General features: G+C 66.7%; 21 protein-coding genes. 13 read left to right on the plus strand and 8 right to left on the minus strand.

All coding sequences use genetic code 11. From position 1 onward, the window contains the following. Positions 1 to 20 precede the first annotated feature (20 nt). The 7 genes from IFT58_RS15900 (at position 21) to IFT58_RS15930 (ending at position 6,530) form a co-directional block, all read left to right on the plus strand. On the plus strand, positions 21 to 437 hold the full coding sequence (locus tag IFT58_RS15900; RefSeq protein WP_192096048.1) for a YciI family protein: 417 nt from the start codon (positions 21 to 23) through the stop codon (positions 435 to 437). 17 nt (positions 438 to 454) lie between these two features. After that, positions 455 to 883 carry a VOC family protein gene (locus IFT58_RS15905; protein ID WP_192096050.1) on the plus strand — a complete coding sequence of 143 codons (429 nt, stop codon included), beginning with the start codon at positions 455 to 457 and terminating at the stop codon, positions 881 to 883. Further along, a complete protein-coding gene (locus IFT58_RS15910; RefSeq protein WP_192096052.1) occupies positions 880 to 2,130 on the plus strand; it encodes a sigma-70 family RNA polymerase sigma factor in 1,251 nt (416 codons plus the stop codon). The genes IFT58_RS15905 and IFT58_RS15910 overlap by 4 nt, the downstream gene beginning before the upstream one ends. Positions 2,131 to 2,301: 171 nt before the next feature. After that, positions 2,302 to 3,951 (plus strand): M28 family metallopeptidase, encoded by a 1,650-nt coding sequence (locus IFT58_RS15915; RefSeq protein WP_192096054.1) that lies wholly within the window; start codon positions 2,302 to 2,304, stop codon positions 3,949 to 3,951. Between the two features lie 185 nt (positions 3,952 to 4,136). Then, a complete protein-coding gene (locus IFT58_RS15920; RefSeq protein WP_192096056.1) occupies positions 4,137 to 5,396 on the plus strand; it encodes a histidine kinase in 1,260 nt (419 codons plus the stop codon). Then, the gene (locus tag IFT58_RS15925; protein WP_192096058.1) at positions 5,386 to 6,156 is read left to right on the plus strand and encodes a LytTR family DNA-binding domain-containing protein; all 771 of its coding nucleotides are present in this window, start codon (positions 5,386 to 5,388) and stop codon (positions 6,154 to 6,156) included. Before IFT58_RS15920 ends, IFT58_RS15925 begins: the two co-directional genes overlap by 11 nt. Before the next feature lie 53 nt (positions 6,157 to 6,209). Further along, positions 6,210 to 6,530: a hypothetical protein gene (locus tag IFT58_RS15930; protein WP_192096060.1), complete on the plus strand. Its 321-nt coding sequence runs from the start codon at positions 6,210 to 6,212 to the stop codon at positions 6,528 to 6,530. An 88-nt stretch (positions 6,531 to 6,618) separates the two neighbouring features. Here the strand turns inward: IFT58_RS15930 and IFT58_RS15935 are convergent, their stop codons facing one another. Continuing rightward, on the minus strand, positions 6,619 to 7,233 hold the full coding sequence (locus tag IFT58_RS15935; protein ID WP_188325928.1) for a hypothetical protein: 615 nt from the start codon (positions 7,231 to 7,233) through the stop codon (positions 6,619 to 6,621). A 316-nt stretch (positions 7,234 to 7,549) separates the two neighbouring features. Between IFT58_RS15935 and IFT58_RS15940 the strand changes: the two genes are divergently transcribed. Beyond that, positions 7,550 to 8,461 (plus strand): oxygenase MpaB family protein, encoded by a 912-nt coding sequence (locus tag IFT58_RS15940; protein WP_192096062.1) that lies wholly within the window; start codon positions 7,550 to 7,552, stop codon positions 8,459 to 8,461. A gap of 74 nt (positions 8,462 to 8,535) precedes the next feature. On the opposite strand, the gene IFT58_RS15945 is transcribed toward IFT58_RS15940, so the two are convergent. Further along, positions 8,536 to 10,653 carry a M13 family metallopeptidase gene (locus tag IFT58_RS15945; RefSeq protein ID WP_192096064.1) on the minus strand — a complete coding sequence of 706 codons (2,118 nt, stop codon included), beginning with the start codon at positions 10,651 to 10,653 and terminating at the stop codon, positions 8,536 to 8,538. Positions 10,654 to 10,957: 304 nt separating this feature from the next. On the opposite strand from IFT58_RS15945, the gene IFT58_RS15950 reads away from it, so the two are divergent. The 3 genes from IFT58_RS15950 to IFT58_RS15960 all read left to right on the plus strand — a co-directional run bounded on the left by IFT58_RS15950 (position 10,958) and on the right by IFT58_RS15960 (position 16,838). Continuing rightward, complete coding sequence (locus IFT58_RS15950) at positions 10,958 to 13,909, plus strand: EAL domain-containing protein (RefSeq protein WP_192096066.1); 2,952 nt, start codon at positions 10,958 to 10,960, stop codon at positions 13,907 to 13,909. 335 nt (positions 13,910 to 14,244) lie between these two features. Then, the gene (locus tag IFT58_RS15955) at positions 14,245 to 15,039 is read left to right on the plus strand and encodes a class III extradiol ring-cleavage dioxygenase (RefSeq protein ID WP_192096068.1); all 795 of its coding nucleotides are present in this window, start codon (positions 14,245 to 14,247) and stop codon (positions 15,037 to 15,039) included. 152 nt (positions 15,040 to 15,191) lie between these two features. Next, positions 15,192 to 16,838 carry a Na+/H+ antiporter gene (locus IFT58_RS15960; RefSeq protein WP_192096070.1) on the plus strand — a complete coding sequence of 549 codons (1,647 nt, stop codon included), beginning with the start codon at positions 15,192 to 15,194 and terminating at the stop codon, positions 16,836 to 16,838. A gap of 250 nt (positions 16,839 to 17,088) precedes the next feature. Here IFT58_RS15960 and IFT58_RS15965 read toward each other — a convergent pair whose 3' ends face one another. Then, on the minus strand, positions 17,089 to 17,340 hold the full coding sequence (locus IFT58_RS15965; RefSeq protein WP_192096072.1) for a DUF3297 family protein: 252 nt from the start codon (positions 17,338 to 17,340) through the stop codon (positions 17,089 to 17,091). Between the two features lie 148 nt (positions 17,341 to 17,488). Between IFT58_RS15965 and IFT58_RS15970 the strand changes: the two genes are divergently transcribed. After that, positions 17,489 to 18,031, plus strand: a complete 543-nt coding sequence (locus IFT58_RS15970) for a hypothetical protein (protein ID WP_188325935.1) — start codon at positions 17,489 to 17,491, stop codon at positions 18,029 to 18,031. A 6-nt stretch (positions 18,032 to 18,037) separates the two neighbouring features. Here the strand turns inward: IFT58_RS15970 and IFT58_RS15975 are convergent, their stop codons facing one another. The 5 genes from IFT58_RS15975 to msrB form a co-directional block, all read right to left on the minus strand. Continuing rightward, positions 18,038 to 18,316 (minus strand): DUF4031 domain-containing protein, encoded by a 279-nt coding sequence (locus IFT58_RS15975; RefSeq protein ID WP_192096074.1) that lies wholly within the window; start codon positions 18,314 to 18,316, stop codon positions 18,038 to 18,040. Between the two features lie 17 nt (positions 18,317 to 18,333). Further along, positions 18,334 to 18,846, minus strand: coding sequence for a hypothetical protein (locus IFT58_RS15980; RefSeq protein WP_192096076.1), 513 nt, complete (start codon positions 18,844 to 18,846; stop codon positions 18,334 to 18,336). Positions 18,847 to 18,923: 77 nt separating this feature from the next. Continuing rightward, on the minus strand, positions 18,924 to 19,880 hold the full coding sequence (motB, locus tag IFT58_RS15985) for a flagellar motor protein MotB (RefSeq protein ID WP_192096078.1): 957 nt from the start codon (positions 19,878 to 19,880) through the stop codon (positions 18,924 to 18,926). A gap of 3 nt (positions 19,881 to 19,883) precedes the next feature. Further along, positions 19,884 to 20,738, minus strand: a complete 855-nt coding sequence (motA, locus tag IFT58_RS15990; RefSeq protein WP_192081092.1) for a flagellar motor stator protein MotA — start codon at positions 20,736 to 20,738, stop codon at positions 19,884 to 19,886. Positions 20,739 to 20,840: 102 nt separating this feature from the next. After that, on the minus strand, positions 20,841 to 21,308 hold the full coding sequence (gene msrB / locus IFT58_RS15995) for a peptide-methionine (R)-S-oxide reductase MsrB (protein ID WP_192081093.1): 468 nt from the start codon (positions 21,306 to 21,308) through the stop codon (positions 20,841 to 20,843). 143 nt (positions 21,309 to 21,451) lie between these two features. On the opposite strand from msrB, the gene IFT58_RS16000 reads away from it, so the two are divergent. Beyond that, positions 21,452 to 21,865, plus strand: a complete 414-nt coding sequence (locus IFT58_RS16000) for a classical arabinogalactan protein 4 (RefSeq protein WP_192096080.1) — start codon at positions 21,452 to 21,454, stop codon at positions 21,863 to 21,865. Positions 21,866 to 22,152 lie beyond the last annotated feature (287 nt).

The raw sequence follows: 22,152 nt of genomic DNA on the forward strand, positions 1-22,152 counted from the left end.
GCCACGCGCGGAGCACGGTCATGAAGGTGATGGTCCTGGTGAAATCCAACCCCCGGATCGAGGCGGGCGAGATGCCCAGCCACGCTGCGCTGGAAGCAATGGGGACGTTCAACGATGCGCTGGTCAAGGCCGGCGTACTGCTGGCGGGCGAGGGGCTGCATGCCAGTGCGCGGGGACACCGGCTGCGCTTCGACGGGGCAGCGCCGCAGGTGCAGGCGGGGCCGTTTGCCAATCCGCATGGCCTGGTCGCGGGCTTCTGGCTGTGGCAGGTGCGGTCGATGGACGAAGCGCTGGAATGGGCGCGGCGTGCGCCGTTTGTCGAAGGGGATGAATTGGAGCTGCGCCCGGTGATGAGCGAAGAGGACTTCGGTGAAGCCTTCACCCCCGAGCTGCGCGCGCAGGAGCAGCATCTGCGCGACGTGTCTGCCAACCGTTGAAACGCCGGAGAATCCACATGAAACTGATTCCGTTCCTTGATTTCAACGGCCAGGCACACGACGCGATGGCGTTCTATGCGCACGCGCTGGGTGGCGTGGTGACGTCCGAGATGACCTACCGCGATATGCCGCCCTCCGACGGCCCGGGCTGCAACGAGATGCCGGTGGACACCCTGGACCGCGTCGCCCACGCGCAACTCGACGTCGGCGGCGCGACCCTGATGGCGGCGGACGGGCCCGGCGCGGGAAATGCGGGGGGCACCACCATCAACGTGGAGGTGACCTCCATCGAGGAAGCCGAGCGGGTCTTCGCTGCACTGGCCGCAGGCGGCACCGTCCACATGCCCTTGGCGGAGACCTTCTGGGCGCACCGCTGGGGCATGCTGCACGACCGCTACGGCAAACCGTGGATGGTCAATTGCATGAAGACACCGCACGCGGCATGACGGGGATGCAGCAACGGCTGGAAACCCTGTGGCGCATGGAATCGCCCCTGCTGATCGCCCGCTGCGCGCGGCTGCTCGGCGGTGACATCGGCCGTGCCGAGGAGCTGGTGCAGGATGTCTGGCTGGTGGCCTTTGAGCGCTGGCCAGTGGAGGGCATGCCGGATAACCCTGGAGCCTGGCTGATGACCGCGACGCGCAACCGTGCCATCGATGTGCTGCGTCAGCATCAACGCGTGGCCGAGCAGCACGCGCGCTGGGGGGAGGTGCTGCATCCGGCGAGCCCGGTGGCGCCGGATGACAGTGAGGCCCTGGTCGATGACATCGGCGATGACCTGCTGCGGCTGATGTTCGTCGCCTGCCACCCGCAGTTGCCCGCGGACGCGCGGATCGCCTTGACGCTGCGCCTGCTGGGTGGACTGACCACGCAGGAAATCGCGCGTGCGTTCCTGCTGCCCGAACCGACGATTGCGCAGCGCATCGTGCGGGCGAAGCGCACACTCGCGCAGCACCAGGTGCCCTTCGACGTGCCGCGCGCGGCCGACCTGCCTGCGCGGGTGGGGGCGGTGCTGGAGGTGATCTACCTGGTGTTCAATGAAGGCTACGCTGCCAGTTACGGCGAGGATTGGATGCGCCCGGCCCTGTGCGAGGAAGCGCTGCGGCTGGCGCGGATCCTGGCGCAGCGGATGCCTGGCCATGCGTCGATCCACGGGTTGCTGGCGTTGATGGAACTGCAGGCATCGCGCAGCGCGGCACGTTCCGATGGCGCTGGCGCGCCGGTCCTGCTCGAGCAGGACCGGTCGCGCTGGGATCGGCTGCAGATTGCGCGGGGCCTGGCATCGCTGCAGCAGGCGCATTCGCTGAGGGGCCAGGAAGACCCGTACGTGCTGCAGGCGGGAATCGCGGCGTGCCATGCCCGCGCGCTGACGCCTGAGGACACCGATTGGGCCGGGATCGCCACGCTGTACACCCGGCTGCTGCAGGTCCAGCCGTCGCCGGTGATCGCCCTGAACCGGGTGGTCGCGATTTTGCGCGCAGACGGTCCCTTGGCCGCGTGGGGTCTGCTGCACCCCCTTCTGGACGAACCTCGCCTGCAGCAGTACGCGCCGTTGTGGGTGGTGCGCGGGGAAGTGTTGTCACGACTGGGCAGGAGCGACGACGCACGCGCAGCCTTCACCCATGCCGCTTCGCTGACCGGCAACGAGCGCGAACGGATCCTGCTGCTTGGAAAAGCGGGGGCGGGGGGGTAGAGCCGACTTCAGTCGGCTGCACTACTGGCGGGGTGAGGTAGAGCCGACTTCAGTCGGCTGCACCAGCAATGCAGCCGACTGAAGTCGGCTCTACCACCCCCGCTTCCCCTCCGCCCCGTTTTTTAAGCGGCTACACTCGGGGGCTTGTCGCAATCCCTGCTGGAGAGAGCAATGAAGCGTGTAGTGATGACTGTGCTGGCCCTGTCGGTGTCAGGTGCGTTGATGGCGGCGACGCCGAAGTTCGATGGCGCGCGGATCTCTGCTGATGTCCGCGAGCTGGCATCGGATGCCTACGAGGGTCGTTCGCCGGCCACTGCCGGGGAGACCAAGACGATTGATTTCCTCAGCAAGCAGTTCGCTGCGGCGGGCTTGCAGCCGGGCGGTGATCTGCAGGACGGCAAGCGCTTGTGGACCCAGGCGGTGCCGTTGCTGAAGGGAGACATCGTGGGCACGCCGCAGTTGGCGTTGCATCAGGGCCAGAAGACGCTTCCGCTGGAGCAGGGAAAGCAGATCGCGGTGCGTGCGGCCATGAATGGTGCCGACAAGGTCGCCATCAGCAAGGCGCCGCTGGTGTTCCTGGGCTACGGCGTGAAGGCGCCGGAGAAGAACTGGGACGATTTCAAGGGCGTGGACCTGAAGGGCAAGATCGCCGTCGTACTGATCAACGACCCGGACTTCGAGACCGGCCAGGGTGACTTCGATGGCAAGGGCATGACGTACTACGGTCGCTGGACCTACAAGTACGAAGAGGCTGCCCGGCAGGGTGCGCTCGGCGTGCTGATCGTGCACGAGACCGCACCGGCGTCGTACGGCTGGGCCACCGTGGCTGGCTCCAACACCAACACGATGTTCGACGTGGTGCGTGACGATCCGGCCGGCAGCCATCCGCTGCTGGAAGGCTGGATCCAGCGTGATCTTGCGGTGGACCTGTTCCGCTCGGCGGGACTGGATTTCGAGGCGTTGAAGAAGCAGGCGCAGCAGCGCGACTTCACCGCCGTGCCGCTGACCGGTGCCAGCCTGGATGCGAATTACGCGGTGAAGACCGAAGTGATCACCTCGCACAACGTGGCGGCGCGCCTGGAAGGCAGCAAGCACCCGGATGAAACCGTGGTGTACAGCGCGCACTGGGACCATATCGGCGTGGGCGAGCCCGATGCCCGCGGTGACCGGATCTTCAACGGCGCACTGGACAACGCCAGCGGCACCGCCGCCTTGATCGAGCTGGCGCGTGGCTACGCCAAGGCCCCCAAGCCGGAACGTTCGGTCTTGTTCCTGGCGGTGACAGCCGAAGAGAAGGGGTTGCTGGGCTCGGAGTACTACGCCACCCATCCGCTGTATCCGCTGGAAAAGACCGTGGCGGTGATCAACATGGATGGCATAGCGCCCTTCAGTCCGTCGCGTGACTTCGGCATTTACGGTTCGGCGCGCTTCGAGCTGCTGGACCAGTTGAAGGGCGTGGCCCAGCGCTGGGACATCCGCTACACCCCGGACCCGAAGCCGGAAGCCGGCCTTTTCTTCCGCTCGGATCATTTCCCTTTCGCCAAGCGCGGCGTGCCGGCGCTTTCGTGGTCGGCGGGGCAGGACTGGGTGGACGGTGGCGTCGCGGCGGGCAAGAAGGCGTCCGACGATTACACCGCCAAGCGCTACCACCAGCAGGGTGACGAATGGCAGCCGGACTGGAAGTTCGCCGGGGCCGCACGTGACCTGGAGGTGCTGTACACGCTGGGGAACGAACTGGCCAACTCACGCGACTGGCCGAACTGGGACGCCGCCGAAGCGTTCCGCACGGTCCGTGACCAGAGTGCCGCGCAGCGCCGCTGAGGCAGCGGCTGGGTAGCGCCGGGCCATGCTCGGCGTGGTTGACCAACGGCGCCGCTGGCTGACGGCCAGCGGCCGTCGCTGCCAAGGCGGGATTCGTCGCCTGATTCCCGGCGTTCGTCGCCGGGTGCTTGCGGTGGTGGGCCGGCGCACTATGCTCAGCCCATCCCATCGCCAAAGGCACTCCCGTGTTCGCCAGCGTTTCCCTGATCTTCCGACATCTGCTGGCCTGGGCCGCTGCGCTGGTCGTGGCGGGCATGGTGTGGAGTGGCATCTTCAGCGGCATGGAAGACGGCCCGGGCTGGGTGTTCGGCCTGCTTGCGATGTTCCTGATGCTGTCCGCACTGGGCAGCGCGATCACCCACGTGCGCCGGGTGTGGCTGATCACCGGCAAGCTGGATGGGAGCACGCTATCCAACCGCCAGCGGCGGCAGATCGAACTGCCCCTGGATGCCGGACCGGCCTTCCTGCTGCTGGAGCGCGCCATCGCCGAGTTGCCGCGTGTCGAGGATATCGAAAGTTCAGCCGGTAGCCTGCAGGTGCGTGCCTATGTACGGCGCGTCGATCCGTGGAATGGTCGCCAGCCCTCTCGCTGGAACCTGCCCGCGCGTCTGGCGATCAAGCGCAACAGCGTGCTGGCCACGGTGACGCCGGGGCAGGGAACGAGCACGGTCACCCTGTTGTTCGAGCCCGACGCGGGCTGGTGGGCCGACCTGCTGGCGCTGGACGAAGGCAGCAACTTCGAGAACGCCGAAGCGCTGACCCGCGCCGTCAGCGGCCGCGTGGCCGACCAGCGACGCGACGAACAAGCGGCGGCCGAGCAGACCCATGTGGAGAAAGAACTGTCGGTCGCGCGCTTGAACCTGCTGCATGCGCAGGTGGAACCGCACTTTCTGTACAACTCGCTGGCCAATGCGCAGGTGCTCACCCGCACCGATCCAGCGCGTGCTGACCAGATGATCGGCCACCTGATCCAGTACCTGCGCAGCTCGCTGCCGAGCATGGAAGAGTCGGTGTCCACCTTGGGCGTGGAGCTGGAGCGCACCCGTGCGTACCTGGAGATCCTGCGTATCCGGATGGGCGCACGGCTGGGCGTTGAAGTGCAGGTGCCCGATGCGTTGCAGGGCGTCCGGCTGCCGGCGATGGCGCTGCAGACGCTGGTGGAGAACGCGATCAAGCACGGCCTGGAACCCAAGCCGGGCGGTGGCACGATCTGGATCATCGCGCGCGCCTTCGATGACCATGTCACGGTGACCGTGGCCGACGATGGGCTTGGCTTCGGCCATGGCACCAGCGGCACCGGCATCGGGCTGAAGAACCTGCGCGAGCGCCTGCGCCTGACCTGCGGTGAGCAGGCCGGTGTAGCGATCGTCACCAATTTCCCCAGCGGCGTCGCCGCCACCATGACGTTGCCGCAGGCCCCGAAGGACACCGCTCATGCCGCTTGACGCGTTGATTGCCGAAGACGAAGAGCTGCTGCGCGCCGCCTTGGTGGAGCAGTTGCAGCGGTTGTGGCCGGAGCTGCGCATCGTCGCCGAGTGCGAGGACGGCGCCACGGCACTGGAGCAACTGGCCGAACGCCAACCGGACATCGCGTTCCTGGACATCCGCATGCCGGGTATCAGCGGCATCCAGGTGGCACGCGCGCTGGCCGAACTGAGCCCGCGCACGCAGGTGGTGTTCGTTACGGCCTACGACCAGTACGCCATCGATGCGTTCGAACAGGGCGCGATGGATTATCTGCTCAAGCCGGTAAGCGATGAGCGCCTGCTGGCGACGCGCGAGCGCATCCTGTCGCGGCTGCCGTCGGCACGCCACGACGATGCCGTGCTGGAGCGGCTGCTGCAGCGATTGGGGGCTCCAGCGGAGCGTGCAGACGTACCGCCACTGGCATGGATTACCGCAAGCAATGGACGTGACACGGTGCTGATCATGCTGGAGGACGTGGTGTATTTCCGCGCAGACAACAAATACACCACGGTGGTGACCGCCGACGGCGAGAGCCTGCTGCGCACCCCACTGCGGGAGCTGGTGGCGGCGTTGGATCCACAGCAGTTCCGCCAGGTGCACCGGTCCACCATCGTCAACATGAAAGCCGTTGCCGCGGTGAGCCGCGACGACACCGGGCGGGGCGTACTGCGCCTGCGCGAACGCCCCGAAACACTCACCGTCAGTCAACCGTTCATGAGCCTGTTCCGCGGCATGTAAGCCGCGGCAGGCCACTAGGGAAGGGCCATGCCATGCGTTTTCTCACTACGATAATGAGTTGCCTGCTGTCCTTGTTCGGCTGCCATGACAAGGTGACCACGACCTCGATCACCCGCATCAGCGCGCACGGCATGGATCAGCTGTTTAGCCGCACGTCCGTGCGTACGGACGGCGCGTGGTTCGAGTGCGTGAGCAGTGACAGCGGCCGCTGCTACTACCAGGTATTCCAGGAGGCCTGCGATGGGCAACAGCATTGCGAACGCAGCGCCCTGCAGCAGTTCGACGTCCGCGCCGGCCAACGGCAGAAGCACGCCAGCCTGCCGCCGGGATTCAAGAGCTGCGTAGCCACCACCCCCGCCGCCCGCTGCCAATGACAACAAAAAGGGGACGGAGGGGATTAAGTCGCTTTCAACCCGTAGGGGCCAGAAACGACTTAATCCCCTCCGTCCCCTTTTTTTGGGTTCAGAAGGCGGGTTGCAGGGTGAGGTCGCGGTGGCTGGTGGTCTGGCCGACGTGGTTCAGGCGGCCAACCAGTTCGGTATGCTGCTTCATGCGGCCGATCTCGGACATGATGCGGATGTCCTCGTGGCGCAGTTCGCGTTTCTCGGTTACGGACTGCTTGTAATCCAGCACTTCCGGGTAGTGTTCGGCCATTCCGAGTGCGTCGGCCACGCATTCCACGCTGTCGGCGCTGGAGGTGATGCGGGCGCGGCTGTTGAAGGCTTTCATCCAGCGTTCGAACCCGGCTTGCTGGTCGAACATGTTCGCCATGAACCAGATCACGAACAGGATCGATACCCAGGAGCCGATGATGATGACGACGCGGGTGAAGGTGATATGGAAATCATCCCGCCAGAGGTAATTGGCGATCAGCCCGAGGATCAGCAGCGATGCGGCCTGCCAGCCGACGATGGAGGCGATCAGCCATTGGCTTTTCGCCTGGGCCAGCACGGCCACCTCCTGGCGGATCTGCTGCTCGCTGAGACCACGCCAGTGGGCAACCTGTTTTTCGAACGGGCTGTGGTACAGCTCGTTGTCGCGCAACAACAATCCTAGACCTTTGAACAAAGCAATCATGGCGGGCTCCCTGTTGGAACGTGCGGCGATGCATTGACCGGTGAGGCGGGTTCAGTTCTAGCACTTCCAGCGAGGCGCGCAATAAAGGGAATGCGAAGGCGCGGACGCATACGCGGATGAATACGGAAAGGCACACACCCCTTGGTGCGCCGCAGCATCGATCTGACGGCCTGCGACAAGATGTCGCACTGCAAATCGTGCTGCGCGCGCACATGGTCATGGCCGCGTCCGGCTTTCACAGGGCATGGGGCGTCGACTGGCCGACAATGGGGCCAAATCGCGCAAGCTGCGCCACTGCCAGGTCCCCCGATCCCCCATGCCTTCTTTGTTTTCGCCACTGACCGCGCCTATCCGCCGCTGGGTGATGGATGCCTTTCCCCGGGGACAGAGCGAGATCGACTACGACCATCCGATCGGGGACCCAGGCTGGTTCGGGCCGGACAGCGTCACTTGGCGGGTCCATGCCGAACTGCCGTCGATGCTCGCCGGCGGGCTCTGTGCCCTGATGCTGCAGGCGCTGCATCCGCGTGCGCTGGCGGGGGTGTACGACCACTCCAACTTCCGCGAAGACCTGGTCGGGCGCCTGCGCCGGACCACGGCGTTCGTCGCGGGCACGACCTATGCCCCCACGGCGGAAGTCGACACGCTCGTGGCCCGGGTGCGCCGGATCCATTCAAGCGTGCGCGGCAGCGTGGAGGGTGTGCCCTACGCCGCCGATGACCCGCAGTTGCTCACCTGGGTGCATGTGACCGAGGCCTATGGCTTCCTGCAGGGATTTCGTCGCTATGGACGGGCGATGCCCGACGCGATGGTTGATCGCTATTACGATGAGTTCCGGCGTGTCGCCGAAGCATTGGGCGCGAGGGATGTGCCGCGTAGTGCAGCGGAAGTGGATGCGTTCTTTGCGATGCAGCGGCCGCAGTTGCGCCTGGATGCACGGGCGCGCGAGGTGTTGCAGGTGCTGTCTGCGGTGAAGTTGCCCGTGCCGGTGGCGGGACTGTCGCGGGATGTGTTCATGGGCGCGGGGGCGGCGTTGTTGCCGGAGTGGGCAAGCGAACTGCTGGAGCACGGCACGCGGCAGCGGGTCCAGGCACAGGCATCGATGCGGCTGTTGCAGGGGGCGGCGCCGCTGTTCCGGCGTGCGCTTCCGGATGGATTGGCGAGTCGGGCGTGTGCGCGGGTGGGTGTCGAGGTGGCGCACTTGCAGCGGTGGCCGGCGGGCCTGTAAAGGCCCACCGGTGCGCTCGCCGAGCACGGCTCGGTGCTATCCATTCGCCGAGCATGGCTCGGCGCTACCAGGGATTACCAGACCTTTACGCGCTTGTCGGGCGCCAGGTAGAGCTTCTGGCCTTCCTTTACGTCGAATGCGGGATACCAGGCGTCGATGTTGCGTACGGTCAGTGCGCGGAACTGGCCCGGTGCATGCACGTCGGTCAACAACGAATTGCGCAGGGCCTGCTCGCGGCTCTTGCTGCGCCACGCTTGGGCGAAGCCGAGGAAGAAGCGCTGATCGGGCGTGAAGCCTTCCAGCGTCTGTCCCGGCTTGCCCTGCAGCGAGAGCAGGTAAGCATCGTAGGCGGTGCCCAGACCGGCCACGTCGGCGATGTTCTCGCCCAGCGACAGGCGGCCATTGACGTGCACGCCGGGGAAGGGCTCGTAGCTGCTGAACTGCGCGGCCAGCGCGTCGCCCGCTGCGTTGAACTTCTGCAGGTCCTGCGGCGTCCACCAGTTGTGCAGGCGGCCGGTGTCATCGAACAGCGCGCCCGCGTTGTCGAACCCGTGGCTGATCTCGTGGCCGATCACCGCACCGATGGCGCCGTAGTTCACGGCATCGTCGGCGGCGCCATCGAAGAAGGGCGGCTGCAGGATCGCCGCCGGGAACACCAGGCGGTTTTCAAGCGGCACGTTCATCGCGTTGATGGTCTGCGGCAGCATCGCCCACTCGCCGTGGTCCGGTGCCTTGCCCAGCTTGGAAAGATTGCGCTGGTACTCGAACTGTTCGGCGCGCTGCGCATTGCCCAACGGATCATCCCGCTTCACCTCCAGGCCGCTGTAGTCGCGCCACGTCTCCGGATAGCCCATGCCCACGGTGAGTCCGGCAACCTTGGCCTTGGCACTGGCCTTGGTCTGCGGTGACATCCACTCCAGGCCATCGATGCGCTTGGCGAAGGCGGCGATGATGTTCTTCGCCATCGCGTCGGCGCGTTCTTTGGTCTTGGCGTCGAAGTGCTTTTCCACGTAGCGCTTGCCGATGGCTTCGCCCACGGCGTGGTTGGCATCGTCCACCGCCCGCTTCCAGCGATCACTCTGCTGCGGGGTGCCACTGAGTGCGGTGCCATGGAAGGCGAAGCGCGCATCGGCGAAGGTCTTCGGCAGGTAGGGCGCGGCCCGGTCCAGGGCGTGGAAGGTCAGGTAGTCCTTCCAGTCTTCGAGGGGTTCGGTGGCGACCAGCCGCGACAGGCCGGCGACGGCCTTGGGCTGCCAGACGATGAAATCCTGCTGCTGGCCCAGCCCGGAGGCCTCCAGGAACGCGGCCCAGTCCATGCCCGGTGCCTTCGCGCTGAAGTCTTCGCGGGTCCAGGGGTTGGCCCCCTTGGCGACGTCGTTGGTTTCTTCCTGGCTCACGTGGGCCTGGGCGATCTTGGTTTCCAGCGCCACGATGCGCTGCGCCTTCGCGGCGGGGTCGGCGACGCCGGCCAGCTTCAGCACTTGGCCTACGTAGTCCTGGTACTGCTTGCGCAACGCCGCCATGCGGCCATCGCCCAGGTAGAAATCACGGTCCGGCATGCCCAGCCCACCCTGCACGAGGTAAGGCGCGGTGCGCTCCGGCTGCAGCAGGTCGACCGACACCCACAACCCGAACAAGCGGTCGGTGTAGAAGTTCGTGGCGTTGAGCAGGTCCACGTCGGCGCGCACATCGGCACCGAGTGCGCGGGCCAACGCGGCCTTGTCGGCGAGCGCCTCGATCGCCTGCAACTGCGGCTGCACCGGGGCCAGTCCGCGCTGTTCGATGCCGGCCTCGTCCATGTAGGCCGCGTAGTAATCACCGATCAGCTTGTCTTCGCCGGTGGCCTGCGCATTGTTCGCCGCGCCTTCCAGGATGGCGCGCGTATCGGCCTGGGTTTTGTCAGCGATCACGTTGAAGCTGCCGAACCGCGAGCGGTCGGCCGGGATCTCGGTGTTCTTGACCCAGCTGCCGTTGGCGAAGTCGAAGAAGTTGTCGCCCGCGGCCACGCTGCGGTCCATTCCCGATGCATCGAAACCGAAGCTGCCCAGCTGTGCCTTGACGGGAGCCTCGGCGGCGGCCTGCTGCTGGGGCTGTGGCGCATCGGCCGGGGTATCGCCACCGCAGGCCGACAGGGTCAGGGACAGGCTGGCGGCGATGGCCAGCAGCAGGGGAGAGCGGCGCAACCTGGGCATGGAATTCTCGAACGGCGGAAAAATACCAGTCTACTGCCTGCTACCGGGGCTGGTTGCAGTGGCAACCGTGCCGCAGCAGGGCGGCGCCTGTGCCGGATGTGGCTGAACGGGGGATGCTCCTCTTCCTGTCGTCATCTGCCTGATGCATGCTGCAAACCGGGGCCGGGCTGGGCGCGCTGCGCGCGACATCACCGGGAAACAACCAGGGCGGTCAAGAAAGTGCATCCGCGGCCGCTCTGGTCAGGATCACAGGAAGCGTTTTGCGCATGAGAGCAACTGCCCACCATTGGCAACGTTCGCACCGATGTCCGCACTGAGTCGCGCCTTGCTGCGCCCGCAGCGCGCCTTCCTGTGGGGCGGCGCGCTGCTGGGCGTTTTGTTCGGCGCTGGCCTGGCCACGATGCTGGCCAGCGATTTCCAGCGTCGCACAGACGTGGCGCAGCGCCAGAGCCGCACCTTGGCGGTGGGCAGCCAGCGCCTGTTATGGCTGGAGATGCGCAATCTGGAACGGGCGATGCATGGCATCGGGGCCGATGCGGCGCAGCTGTTCCGCAGCGTGCCGGCGCAGGCCCCTCAGTTGCTGGACCAGAACATCGCCGGCGTGCTGCACCGCCATGCCGAGCTCGACAGCATCGTGGTGGTGGACCAGCACGGGCGCGCGATCACCAGCGGAGTCGGTGACCTGCAGCTGCCGTTGTGGGTGGACGGCCAGCGCCGTGGTTCCGGCAGCGATCTGTACCTGGGTCCGCCGCAGCGTCGCGATGGACTGAACTGGGTGCTGCCGCTGGCGCTGCAGCTTGAGCAGGATCGCTGGTTGCTGGTGCGGCTGCACACCAGCGAACTGCAACGGATCATCAGCGGCCTGGATATCGGTAGCCAAGGCGTCGTATCGATCACCGACGTGGAAGGACACGTACTGGCCCGCGCGCCGGCGAGCGGCGACATCGTGGGGCAGCGCTTCGACCTGCCGCACCGGTCCGCGTTGGGCACCGATGCGGTGCACTCGCTTGGCGTGGAAACCAGCGCCATCGACGGGACAACCCGCATCTCGGCGATGAGCACGCTGCACCAGTATCCGCTGGCGGTGTATGCGGGATTGGGACGGCGCGACGTGCTGTCTGCCTGGTGGCCGTACCTGTACGCGGCATCGGCCATGTTCCTGCTGTACTGGGTGCTGCTGGGTGCCTTGGTGTGGGTGGTGCGTCGTACCAGCCGACGCCAGCTGGTGCTGGCCGAAGAGCTGCGCACTGGCCATGCCGAGCTGCTGCTGGCGCATCAGGTGGGTCGCGTATGCACCTGGTATGTCGATGAGGATGCCTGCCAGCTGCACTGGTCGCCGCTGGCGCGTGAGCTGTTCGGCGTGCCGGTGGACACCCTGCCGGTTTCGGATTTCTTCGCCCGCGTGCATCGCGAGGATGCGGGTCGCCTGCAGGCCGCCTTCGACAGCGCGTTTGCCGGTGATGCGGTATTGGATGAAGTGTTCCGCCTGGTGCTGCCCGGCGGCGAGATACGCTGGGTGAGCGCGCGCGGACGCCGCGTGGCGATGTCCGACCGGCAGCGGCGCGTGATCGGCGCGGTGACCGACATCAGCGAGCGGTACCAGGCCCGTGAGCGACTGGTACAGGCGGAGCGTCAGTTCCGCCTGCTGTTTGACCGCAATCCCGCGCCGTTCTGGGTGTTCGACCCGGACACGCTGCGCTTCATGGAGGTCAACCGCGCGGCGATCAGCCAGTATGGCTATACCCGCGAAGAGTTCCTCGGGATGAGTATCCTCGACATCCGCCCGCGCGCGGGATGGGAAGAGATCCGCGGCGCGATCGCCGATGCCCGCGTCGGCGAAGTACAGGATGCCAAGATCCGGCTGCACCAGCGCAAGGATGGCAGCGTCTTCGAAGTGCGCGCCCATCTGTCGCGGCTGGATTTCGATGGCCGTTCGGCGTGCCTGGTGTTGGCCGAGGACGTGAGCGAGCGGCTGGCCTACGAGCGCGAACTTGCCTACCACGCCAGCCACCATCCGCAGACCGGCCTGCTCAATCCGCGCGCACTGGCTGCTGCGCTGGACGACTGCGGCAGCGGCTACACCGTCGCCTTCATCCAGCTGCGCGGACTGCAGCTGGTGTCCGATGCGCTGGGGGGTGATATCGGGGATGCGGTGTTGCAGGCGATGGCCACGCGACTGGGTGGGCTGGGCGCGCGTTACGGCTGGCTGGCCTTCCAGCCGGGCGAGGACTTCGTGTTCGCCTTCCGCGATGGGCAGGAAACACAGAGCGCGCTGGACGCGTTGGTGCAGATCGTATCGGAGCCCGTGCGTGGCAAGGAGTCGCTGCATCAGTTCGAGCCGAGCGTAGGTGTGGCGGTGCATATCGCGGGCGATGGGCTGCAGGCCACGCAGGTGATCGGCATGGCCGCACAAGCGGCACACAGTGCGCGCGCCGAGGGCGACGCGCTGGCATGGTTCGACCCCAGCGTGACCGCGCGATTGGCCGAGCGGCTGCGTCTGGCCGGGCGAATCCACAACGCGATCGACGCCGAATTCGAGCTCTATTTCCAGCCGATCTGTCATGCCGCCGATGGCACGCCGGCCGCGCTGGAAGCGCTGCTTCGCTGGCCGCAGGCCGATGGCAGCTTCATTCCGCCGGGCGACTTCATCCAGCTGTGCGAAGACACTGGCCTGATCCTGGCGCTGGGGCGCTGGGTGATCCGCGCGGCGGCGCAGGCGCAGCGGCAGCTGGTGGATGCCGGCTGGGGTGACCTGCCGATTGCGGTCAATGTGTCGGCGGTGCAGTTCTTCAACAGTGATCTGGTGGGTGAGTTCGCGCGCGCCATGCAGGAGTTCGGCCTGCGTCGCGGTGCGCTGCAGGTGGAGCTCACCGAGAGCAGCCTGATGCGCAAGCCTGCACAGGCGATGCAGACGATGCAGCGGCTGCACGAGCAGGGCATCTGCGTATCGCTGGATGACTTCGGTACGGGGTATTCGAGCATGTCCTACCTGCAGCACCTGCCGCTGGATATTTTGAAGATCGACCGCAGCTTCGTGGCGGATGTGGAAACCAATCCGCGCAATGCGTCGATCTGTCGGGCGCTGTTGTCGCTGGGGCACAGCATGGGCCTGACGATCATTGCGGAGGGCGTGGAAACCCCGGGCCAGCTGCAGTGGCTGGGCGCGCACGGCTGTGATCAGGTGCAGGGCTACCTGCTGGGGCGGCCGGCGCCGCTGGCGACGGTGATCGCGCAGCTGGATGCGGTGGAGGCCTGAGAGCGCCGGGGAGGGGGCGCGAAGGGCCCGCTGCGCTCGCCGACCATGGGTCGGCGCTACGGATGCTGGCCCCTCTGGTAGCGCCGAGCCACGCTCGGCGGAATCTTTCCGCGACCGGCCCGCTGCGCTCGCCGACCATGGGTCGGCGCTACGGATGCTGGCCCCTCTGGTAGTGCCGAGCCACGCTCGGCGGAATCTTGTCGCCACCGGCCCGCTGCGCTCGCCGACCATGGGGCAGTATTGCGGTCACTGCTGGGACGGACCGGCTCGTCGGTCCTGTTTATCGCGTCGGCGGCGAGGCCTACGCTGGTCGCAGGTTTCCCGAGGCCCGCGCCATGCGCCGTCTGCCCAGTCTGTACATCTCCCACGGTTCGCCGATGACGGCGCTGCAGCCGGGCCAGGTCGGCCTTCGCCTGGCGGAGCTGGCGGCCGACCTGCCACGGCCCCGCGCCATCGTCATCGCCAGTGCGCACTGGTTGAGCGACCTGCCGCGCGTCGGCGCGCATCCGCAGCCACCGACGATCCATGATTTTGGTGGCTTCCCCGAGGCGCTGTACCGGATCCGCTACCCAGCCCCCGGCGACCCCGTCCTGGCTGCGCAGGTCCTGCAGAGGCTGCAGGATGCACACCTGGACGCACAGCTGGACGTGAGTCGCGGGCTGGACCACGGGGCGTGGGTGCCGCTGCGCCTGCTGTTCCCGGACGCGTCGATCCCGGTCGTGCCGATCTCGCTGCAACCGCAGCGCGGTCCTGTGCACCAGCTTGCACTGGGCCGTGCCTTGGCGCCGTTGCGCGACCAAGGGGTGCTGCTCATCGGCTCGGGCAGCATCACCCACAACCTGCACGATTTCGGCACGTATCAGGATGGCAAGGAGGCGCCCTACGTGCGTCCTTTCATCAACTGGGTAGAGCAGCGCCTGGCCGCCAGCGATGTCGATGCCTTGCTCGACTACCGGCGCCAGGCCCCCTACGCGGCGCGCGCACATCCGACGGACGAGCACCTGCAGCCGCTGCATTTCGCCATGGGGGCGGCAGGGACGGGCGCGTTGGGCGCGCAGCGCATCGATGCCGGGATCGACGCGGGCATGCTGGCGATGGACCTCTACCGCTTCGACGGCGAGCGCAGCTGACGACCCGCGCACTCCCTCGCGCTCGCTCCGTATCTGCCGACCCGCACACGCTCCGCTTATGGGCGATATCAAATGGGTGTGCTAGTTTTTTCGCGTTAGTGGCGCTTGGCCTGTCGGCCATCCCTCGCCCCGCGCCGTCATCTGGATGATGCATGCATACCATTGAAGTCGTACTGGCGATGCTGGTCGCGGTAGTCGCCAGCGGCTACCTCGTCCGGGTCCTGCCGTTTTCGCTGCCGTTGCCGCTGGTGCAGATCGCGCTGGGCGCGGTGATTGCCGGGGTGTTCAACCGCGGCCATGACCTCGACCCGGACATGTTCTTCCTGCTGTTCCTGCCGCCGTTGCTGTTCCTCGACGGCTGGCGCATTCCCAAGCAGGGCTTGTTCCGCGACAAGGGCGCGATCCTGGAGTTGGCCTTCGGCCTGGTGGTGTTCACCGTGCTCGGGGCCGGCCTGCTGATCCACTGGATGATCCCGGTGATGCCGCTGGCCGTGTGCTTCGCATTGGCGGCGATCATCTCGCCGACCGACCCGGTGGCGGTCGGTGCGATCGCCTCGAAGGCACCCATTCCCAAGCGGCTGATGCACATCCTGGAGGGCGAATCGCTGCTCAACGATGCCTCGGGCCTGGTCTGCTTCCGCTTTGCCGTGGCCGCGGTGATGACCGGCAGCTTCTCGCTGGCGACCGCGTCGCTGACCTTCCTGTGGGTGGCCGTGGCCGGCCTGGCCGTGGGTGTCGCGGTGACCTTCGGGGTATCCACCTTCCAGCGCTGGTTGTGGCGGCGCTTCGGCGAAGAGCCGGGCGCGGCGATGCTGGTCAACCTGCTGATCCCGTTCGCAGCCTACCTGCTGGCCGAAGAGATCAACGCCTCGGGCATCCTCGCTGCGGTGGCCGCCGGCATCACCATGAGCTACGTAGAGCTGACGGGCCGCGTATCGGGCAGCATGCGGGTGCAGCGTTCGGCAGTGTGGAACATGCTGCAGTTCACCTTCAACGGCATCATGTTCGTACTGCTGGGCGAACAGCTGCCGGGCATCGTGGAGCGTGCCATCGCCACCATGGGCGAGAGCGGCCACCAGAATCCGTGGTGGCTGGCGGTATATGTGCTGGTGATCAACCTTGCGCTGATCCTGCTGCGCCTGTTGTGGGTATGGCTGTCGCTACGATGGAACCTGCTGCGTGCGCGCCGTCGCGGGCAGAAGCAGGGCGAAGCGCCCGGCTGGCGCATCGTGGTGGCGACCTCGGTGGCCGGCGTGCGCGGCGCGATCACCCTGGCCGGCGTGCTGACCCTGCCCTTGTTCCTGCCCAGCGGTGATCCGTTCCCGGCACGTGACCTGGTGATCTTCCTGGCCGCCGCGGTGATCCTGTTCTCGCTGATCGGAGCCAGCGTGGCGCTGCCGCAGCTGTTGAAAGGGCTGCAGTTGCCGGCCGATTCGGGTGAGCGCAAGGAAGAGGACGTGGCCCGCAAGCTGGCTTCGAAGGCGGCGCTGGCCGGGGTGGAGCGGATGCGGCAGCAGCTGGTGCTGAAGCAGACCACCGAGAACGTGCAGCTGTACAACGACGCGGCGTCGCGGGTGAGCCTGCTGTACCAGCGCAATCTGGAAAAAGAGAACGGCCCCGATGTCGATCCGGAGAAGGTGCGGCGCATGGAGCGCGGCTACCGCCAGCTGCGCAGTGCCGGCTTGGTCGCCGAGCGCGAAGAACTGTTCCGGCTGACCCGGCGCGGGGTGATCTCCGACGAGATCTCACGCAAGCTGATCCGCAACCTGGACCTGCTGGAATCCCGGCAGCGGGAATGATCGGCCCCGGCCGCCGCTGCCTTTGGTAGAGCCGGCTTCAGCCGGCTGGTGTTGCGCTGGTCGCCGCTGCCTTTGGTAGAGCCGGCTTCAGCCGGCTGGTGTTGCCGATTGCCTGCGGTAGAACAGCCGACTGAAGTCGGCTCTACCCAGCCGGCTCTAGCCACCATGTGCCTGCAGTAGAGCAGCCGACTGAAGTCGGCTCTACCCAGTCGGCTCTACCCCGTCGCCCCCCCCCCCATGACCGCGACGCTCAGCCCTGCGGCTTCAGGTCCAGGAAGCGCACGTCGACCTTGCCTTTGATCTTCAGGGTCATCGGGTTGCCGCGGCGGTCACGGGCCTTGCCGGCCTGCACGCGGATCCAGCCTTCGCTGACCGAATACTCTTCAACGTCGGTGCGCTCGACATCGTTGAAACGCACGCCGACGCCGCGCTCCAGCGCCTGGGCGTCGTGATGGGGGCTGGCCGGGTTGATGGCCAGGTGGTCGGGAGGCGTATCGCTCATTGCAGGATTCACTGTGGCGGCCAACACGGCCGGCTTCATGCGGTAAAGGATACCCGGCCCGGCGGCGTGGCCCAATCCCGGTGCTTCCGGCTCGAGCCGCCAGGCCTCAGAATGCAGGCCACGCACCACGCATCCCAGGAACACGCCCATGCCCGACAACAGCGATTATTTCGACTTCCAGGAAGAAGAGCACGACTTCGACGAGGCCGACTTCGAGGCACGTGCGTGGAACCTGCTGGTGCTGATCAACCCGGGCGACGAAGAGCTTGCGCTGCAGCAGTTCAACCGCTTCCGCGAGCTGCTGGCCGAGCAGGGCGAGCCGATGGAGGCCGACAGCGACTGGCTGCCGCCGCTGTTCGGGGCGATCGGCTGGCAGAGTGGCTTCGAGGTGGAGCGCGACGATCTGGAATCGCTGATGTCGGCCGTCAACGAGCTGTCTGCACGGTTCAACCTGCAGGTGGAGTGGGGCGGCGACCTGGACGATGAGGATTTCACGGCGGACCTGGACGGCGCGCAGCTGATGTCCACCGCGTTCGATCGGCTACGCGAACGCAACTACACGCTGTGGAGCGTGGATGCCGGCAGCGAAGGCTTCACCGGCTGGATGGCGCTGACCCGCGATGACGACGCGATGCTGGCGCTGTGCTCGCTGATGAACGTGGAAGTGCGGTTGGGCAGCGACCCGTTCTGACGCGGGTCAGTCGGGCTGGTACTGCGCGCGGGCGTTGGCGATCACCGCCTTCATCCGCGCACGATCGGTGTGCCGGGAGATCGGCATCGCCCCGAGGGCGATGGCCTGCACGCGCATCGGCGCGCTGACATCGTAATGCGCCCCACTGGCTTTGTTCTGGAACGCGCGGCGGGGCATGCCGAGCCGCGCCGCCATGGCGTGCAGCTCGGGCAAGGTGTCGGCCATCAGGTGTGCCCAGCGCTGTCCGCGCCAGGCCTGTACTGCGTCGTCGACGTAGACCGTCACCGTGATTCCGCCAGGCCTCAGGCCTTCGGCTTGTCGTCGGCGTCGGCAGCGGCGTCAGCCTCGACGTCGACGGCATCGGTCGATGCGTCGGCTGCAGCTGCGTCCGCATCGGTGTCAGCGGTGGCTTCGGTCGCTGCGTCTTCCGCGTCGATGGTATCGAACTCGGCAGCCAGCTCATCCAGGTAAGCGTCAGCGTCCAGGTCCTTCTCGGCCGCCATCACCTTGATCAGCTCGCCCAGGCCATCGGAGTACTGCAGGTCGACCTTGCGGCCTTCCTTGCCCTGCACGTTCGCCAGATGCTTGAGCATGGCCAGCATCGGCATCGGGTCGTCCGCGTTGCCCATCGTCTGGCCACCGATCGACAGCAGCCACTGGCGGCCCTGCAGGCCAATCGCGGCCACGACCTGGCCTTCTTCATTGGTCAGCACGGCGTGGTTCTGCACCTGCTGCTGATCGCTCAGGCGGGCGAACGGGCGCTTCGGCTGCTGCTTCTTGCGCTTGTCGCGCTTGGACTTGGACAGCTTGGACATGATGCGGCTACCTGCAAAAAAGGAGGCCCCCATTGTAAGGGCCCGGGGCAGCGAGCGCAGGGGCATGCCCTGCGCGGTCAGGGAGCGGCGTCGCCGACCTCGATGGGCGCCTGCGCGGCCTGTACATCGGGGTCTGCCACGGCGGCGGACATCGCAACCGGCGTGCCGGCACCGGACAGCGCGGCGGCTTCCGCATCCTTGGTCATCACCACGATGCTGATGCGGCGGTTGATCGGATTCTGCGGGTTGGTCTTGTCAAACAACACCGAGGAGGCCAGGCCGACCACCCGGGTGACCTTGCTGTCATCCAGGCCACCGTCCACCAGCGCACGACGGGCGGCATTCGCGCGGTCCGCGCTGAGTTCCCAGTTGCCATAGCCATGGACGCTGCTGTACGCCGTGGTGTCGGTGTGGCCGGTCAGGCTGATCCGGTTCGGTACGTGGTTCAGATAGGTCGCCAGCTCATGCAGGATCGTACTGGTGTACGCCTTCAGGGACGAGCCACCCAGATCGAACATCGGCCGGTTCTGCTTGTCCACGATCTGCACGCGCAGCCCTTCCGGGGTGAGGTCGAGCAGCAACTGGTCCTTGAAGGGTTCCAGGGCCTGGCTCTTGCTGATCGCCTCCTGCAGTTCCTTCATCAGCGATTCCAGCTGCTGTTTCTCGCGCTCGCGGCGATCAATGGCCTGCGGGATGGCTTCACGCTGGTTCTGGAACGGGTCGCTGCTGTTGCCGCGGCTGACGTCGGCCGCGCCGCCCAGCTTGATCATCGACGTGCTGGCACCGCCGGGCCCGGCCATGCCCGGAGCCGGCGTGGTGCTCTTGCCCGACAACGGACTGGGGTTGCGAAAGTACTCGGAAATGGCACCGCGCTCGGGCTTGCTGGTGGACGCCACCAGCCACAGCACGAGGAAGAACGCCATCATCGCGGTCACGAAGTCGGCGTATGCCACTTTCCACGAGCCGCCATGATGCGCGGCGTGGCCGTGCTTCTTGACCCGGCGAACGATGACGGTGGGCTTGGTGTCCGACATGGCTTATTTGACCGTCTTCAGGTGCTGCTCGAACTCCGAGAAGGCCGGGCGCACATCAGAGGGCAGGGTCTTGCGGGCGAACTCCAGGGCGATCTTCGGGTTGTAGCCGCGCAGGCAGGCCAGCAGGGCGGTCTTCACGGACTCATAGATACGGCTGTCCTGCTCGGCGCGCGCTTCCATGGCCGCTGCCATCGGGCCGACGAAACCATAGCCCAGCAGGATGCCCAGGAAGGTGCCGACCAGCGCGCCGGCTACGTGAGCGCCGACTTCTTCGATCGGGCCACCAATGGAGCCCATGGTGATGACGATGCCCAGCACGGCGGCCACGATGCCGAAGCCGGGCAGGCCGTCGGCCACCTTGGTCACGACCTGCGAAGGCGCCAAGGCTTCGGCGTGGTGCTTCTCCAGCTCCAGCTCCAGCAGCGGTTCCAGTTCATGCGGTTCGATGTTGCTGCCGATCATCAGGCGCAGGCAGTCGGTGATGAAGTCCACCAGATGGTGGTCGGCCTGCACCTTCGGGTAGTTCGCGAAGATCGGGCTTTCGCCGGGCTTCTCTACGTGGTCTTCCAACGACATGAAGCCTTCGCGACGCGCCTTGTTGAGCAGTTCGTAGACCAGGCTGAGCACATCCAGGTAATCCTGCCGCTTGTAACGCGGCCCCTTGAACACGGCCACGCTGGCCAGCAGGGTCTGCTTCACCGTCTTTGCCGGCGTACCCACCAGGAACGCGCCCACGGCGGCACCGCCGATGATGACCAGCTCATACGGTTGCCACAGGGCACCCAGCCGACCGTGGGCGCCGAGATAGCCGCCGAGCACGCTGGCGATGACAACGAGGAAGCCGATGAGGATGAGCATGGACGCGACGCAGGAAGCAGGGGTATCTCCCTTTACGGCGCGTTCACGGGTTTTCTGAAGAGCGGATGTGTGAAATCCATCCGCTCTGGTGCCGTCAGGTGATCAGCCGGCCGGCTGGGCCTCAGCACCGCCGCGCTTGAGCGGATCGGCGTAGGGGGCGCCATTCTCGGTGAATGAAAGTGAGACGGAGTTCAGGCAGTGCCGCTCGAACGTGGGCGGCGGCCCATCCGGGAACACATGGCCCAAGTGGCTGCCGCAGCGGGCACAGGTGATCTCCGTGCGGATCATGCCGTGGCTGATGTCCCGTATTTCATGCACGTGTTCGGCGGCGAAAGGCGCAAAGAAGCTGGGCCAGCCCGTACCGGAGTCGAACTTGGTGTTGGAGCGGAACAGCGGCAGGGCGCACAGGCGGCAGCAGTAGACACCGTCCCGCTTGTTGTCCAGGAACACGCCGCAGAAGGGCGCTTCGGTGCCGTGCTGGAGCAGCACGCGCGCCTCGTCGGGGCTGAGGCTGGCTTCCAGCGCTTGGCGTTGGGCGTCGCTGGGGGGCGTGAGGTCGAAGGCGCTCATGCGGGATCTCCATGGGGGACTGTCTGCAGATGGGGCCGGCGCCGACGGCATGCAAGCGCGGGCTCCCTTCATGGGCAGCACCATTCATGGGCAGCACACAAGGCCGGGTGCAGGCTGGGATCACACCGTGTGGGAGCCGTGGCATGAAACGATCATTGTTGTTGCTGGGCGCGCTGCTGCTGCCCACCCTGGCCTTGGCGCAGATCGCCTCGCCGTCCAGCCCGACCTCCACCCGCGGGGCGACCACGGTGACGCCGCCTGCGGCGCAGCCCGTGCCTGCCCAGCCACCGCGACCGGTGCAGCCATCGCCCCCGTCCCCGGTGCAAGCGCCGCGCCCCCTGATGAATCCACCGCCGGCGGCCGGACCGATCCGCAGCACGGGACCGGCCCAGATAGCGCCGCCCCCCACCAGCACCGCCCCGGCCAAGGTGTATGACCGCGATGGGCGGATCATCCCAGGCGTGCGGCCGGCCGGCCAGAACCGCGTGTTTGACTCGCGCACCGGTCGATACCACGACAGCGTGCCGCAGGGCGCGGACTCCAAGATCAAGCCGTAACGCGCCACGGCCATCGGTAGCGCCGAGCCACGCTCGGCGGAATGTACCCGCCAACGGCCCGCTGCGCTCGCCGACCATGGGTATGCCAGTCGTCCTGACCGGCACCCTACGGGCCGTCGCAAGCGACGTTGGCCGCGGCTCCTGCCGCTGCCTTCGGCGCTACCGCTTTTCTTTCTTCTTCATTACGCGGCTGGCTGGCGGCCATCGGTAGCGCCGAGCCGTGCTCGGCGGAATGTACCCGCCAACGGCCCGCTGCGCTCGCCGACCATGGGTATGCCGGTCGTCCT

Source organism: Stenotrophomonas sp. CFBP 13718, from assembly GCF_014842145.1.
Classification (GTDB): domain Bacteria; phylum Pseudomonadota; class Gammaproteobacteria; order Xanthomonadales; family Xanthomonadaceae; genus Stenotrophomonas.

Bases quoted from the DNA above. Each gene is read 5' to 3' on its own strand.
- IFT58_RS15900 (WP_192096048.1), top strand. From the start codon at position 21: ATGAAGGTGATGGTCCTGGTGAAATCCAACCCCCGGATCGAGGCGGGC.
- IFT58_RS15905 (WP_192096050.1), top strand. From the start codon at position 455: ATGAAACTGATTCCGTTCCTTGATTTCAACGGCCAGGCACACGACGCG.
- IFT58_RS15910 (WP_192096052.1), top strand. From the start codon at position 880: ATGACGGGGATGCAGCAACGGCTGGAAACCCTGTGGCGCATGGAATCG.
- IFT58_RS15915 (WP_192096054.1), top strand. From the start codon at position 2,302: ATGAAGCGTGTAGTGATGACTGTGCTGGCCCTGTCGGTGTCAGGTGCG.
- IFT58_RS15925 (WP_192096058.1), top strand. From the start codon at position 5,386: ATGCCGCTTGACGCGTTGATTGCCGAAGACGAAGAGCTGCTGCGCGCC.
- IFT58_RS15930 (WP_192096060.1), top strand. From the start codon at position 6,210: ATGAGTTGCCTGCTGTCCTTGTTCGGCTGCCATGACAAGGTGACCACG.
- IFT58_RS15935 (WP_188325928.1), bottom strand. From the start codon at position 7,233: ATGATTGCTTTGTTCAAAGGTCTAGGATTGTTGTTGCGCGACAACGAG.
- IFT58_RS15940 (WP_192096062.1), top strand. From the start codon at position 7,550: ATGCCTTCTTTGTTTTCGCCACTGACCGCGCCTATCCGCCGCTGGGTG.
- IFT58_RS15945 (WP_192096064.1), bottom strand. From the start codon at position 10,653: ATGCCCAGGTTGCGCCGCTCTCCCCTGCTGCTGGCCATCGCCGCCAGC.
- IFT58_RS15950 (WP_192096066.1), top strand. From the start codon at position 10,958: ATGTCCGCACTGAGTCGCGCCTTGCTGCGCCCGCAGCGCGCCTTCCTG.
- IFT58_RS15955 (WP_192096068.1), top strand. From the start codon at position 14,245: ATGCGCCGTCTGCCCAGTCTGTACATCTCCCACGGTTCGCCGATGACG.
- IFT58_RS15960 (WP_192096070.1), top strand. From the start codon at position 15,192: ATGCATACCATTGAAGTCGTACTGGCGATGCTGGTCGCGGTAGTCGCC.
- IFT58_RS15965 (WP_192096072.1), bottom strand. From the start codon at position 17,340: ATGAGCGATACGCCTCCCGACCACCTGGCCATCAACCCGGCCAGCCCC.
- IFT58_RS15970 (WP_188325935.1), top strand. From the start codon at position 17,489: ATGCCCGACAACAGCGATTATTTCGACTTCCAGGAAGAAGAGCACGAC.
- IFT58_RS15980 (WP_192096076.1), bottom strand. From the start codon at position 18,846: ATGTCCAAGCTGTCCAAGTCCAAGCGCGACAAGCGCAAGAAGCAGCAG.
- motB (WP_192096078.1), bottom strand. From the start codon at position 19,880: ATGTCGGACACCAAGCCCACCGTCATCGTTCGCCGGGTCAAGAAGCAC.
- motA (WP_192081092.1), bottom strand. From the start codon at position 20,738: ATGCTCATCCTCATCGGCTTCCTCGTTGTCATCGCCAGCGTGCTCGGC.
- msrB (WP_192081093.1), bottom strand. From the start codon at position 21,308: ATGAGCGCCTTCGACCTCACGCCCCCCAGCGACGCCCAACGCCAAGCG.
- IFT58_RS16000 (WP_192096080.1), top strand. From the start codon at position 21,452: ATGAAACGATCATTGTTGTTGCTGGGCGCGCTGCTGCTGCCCACCCTG.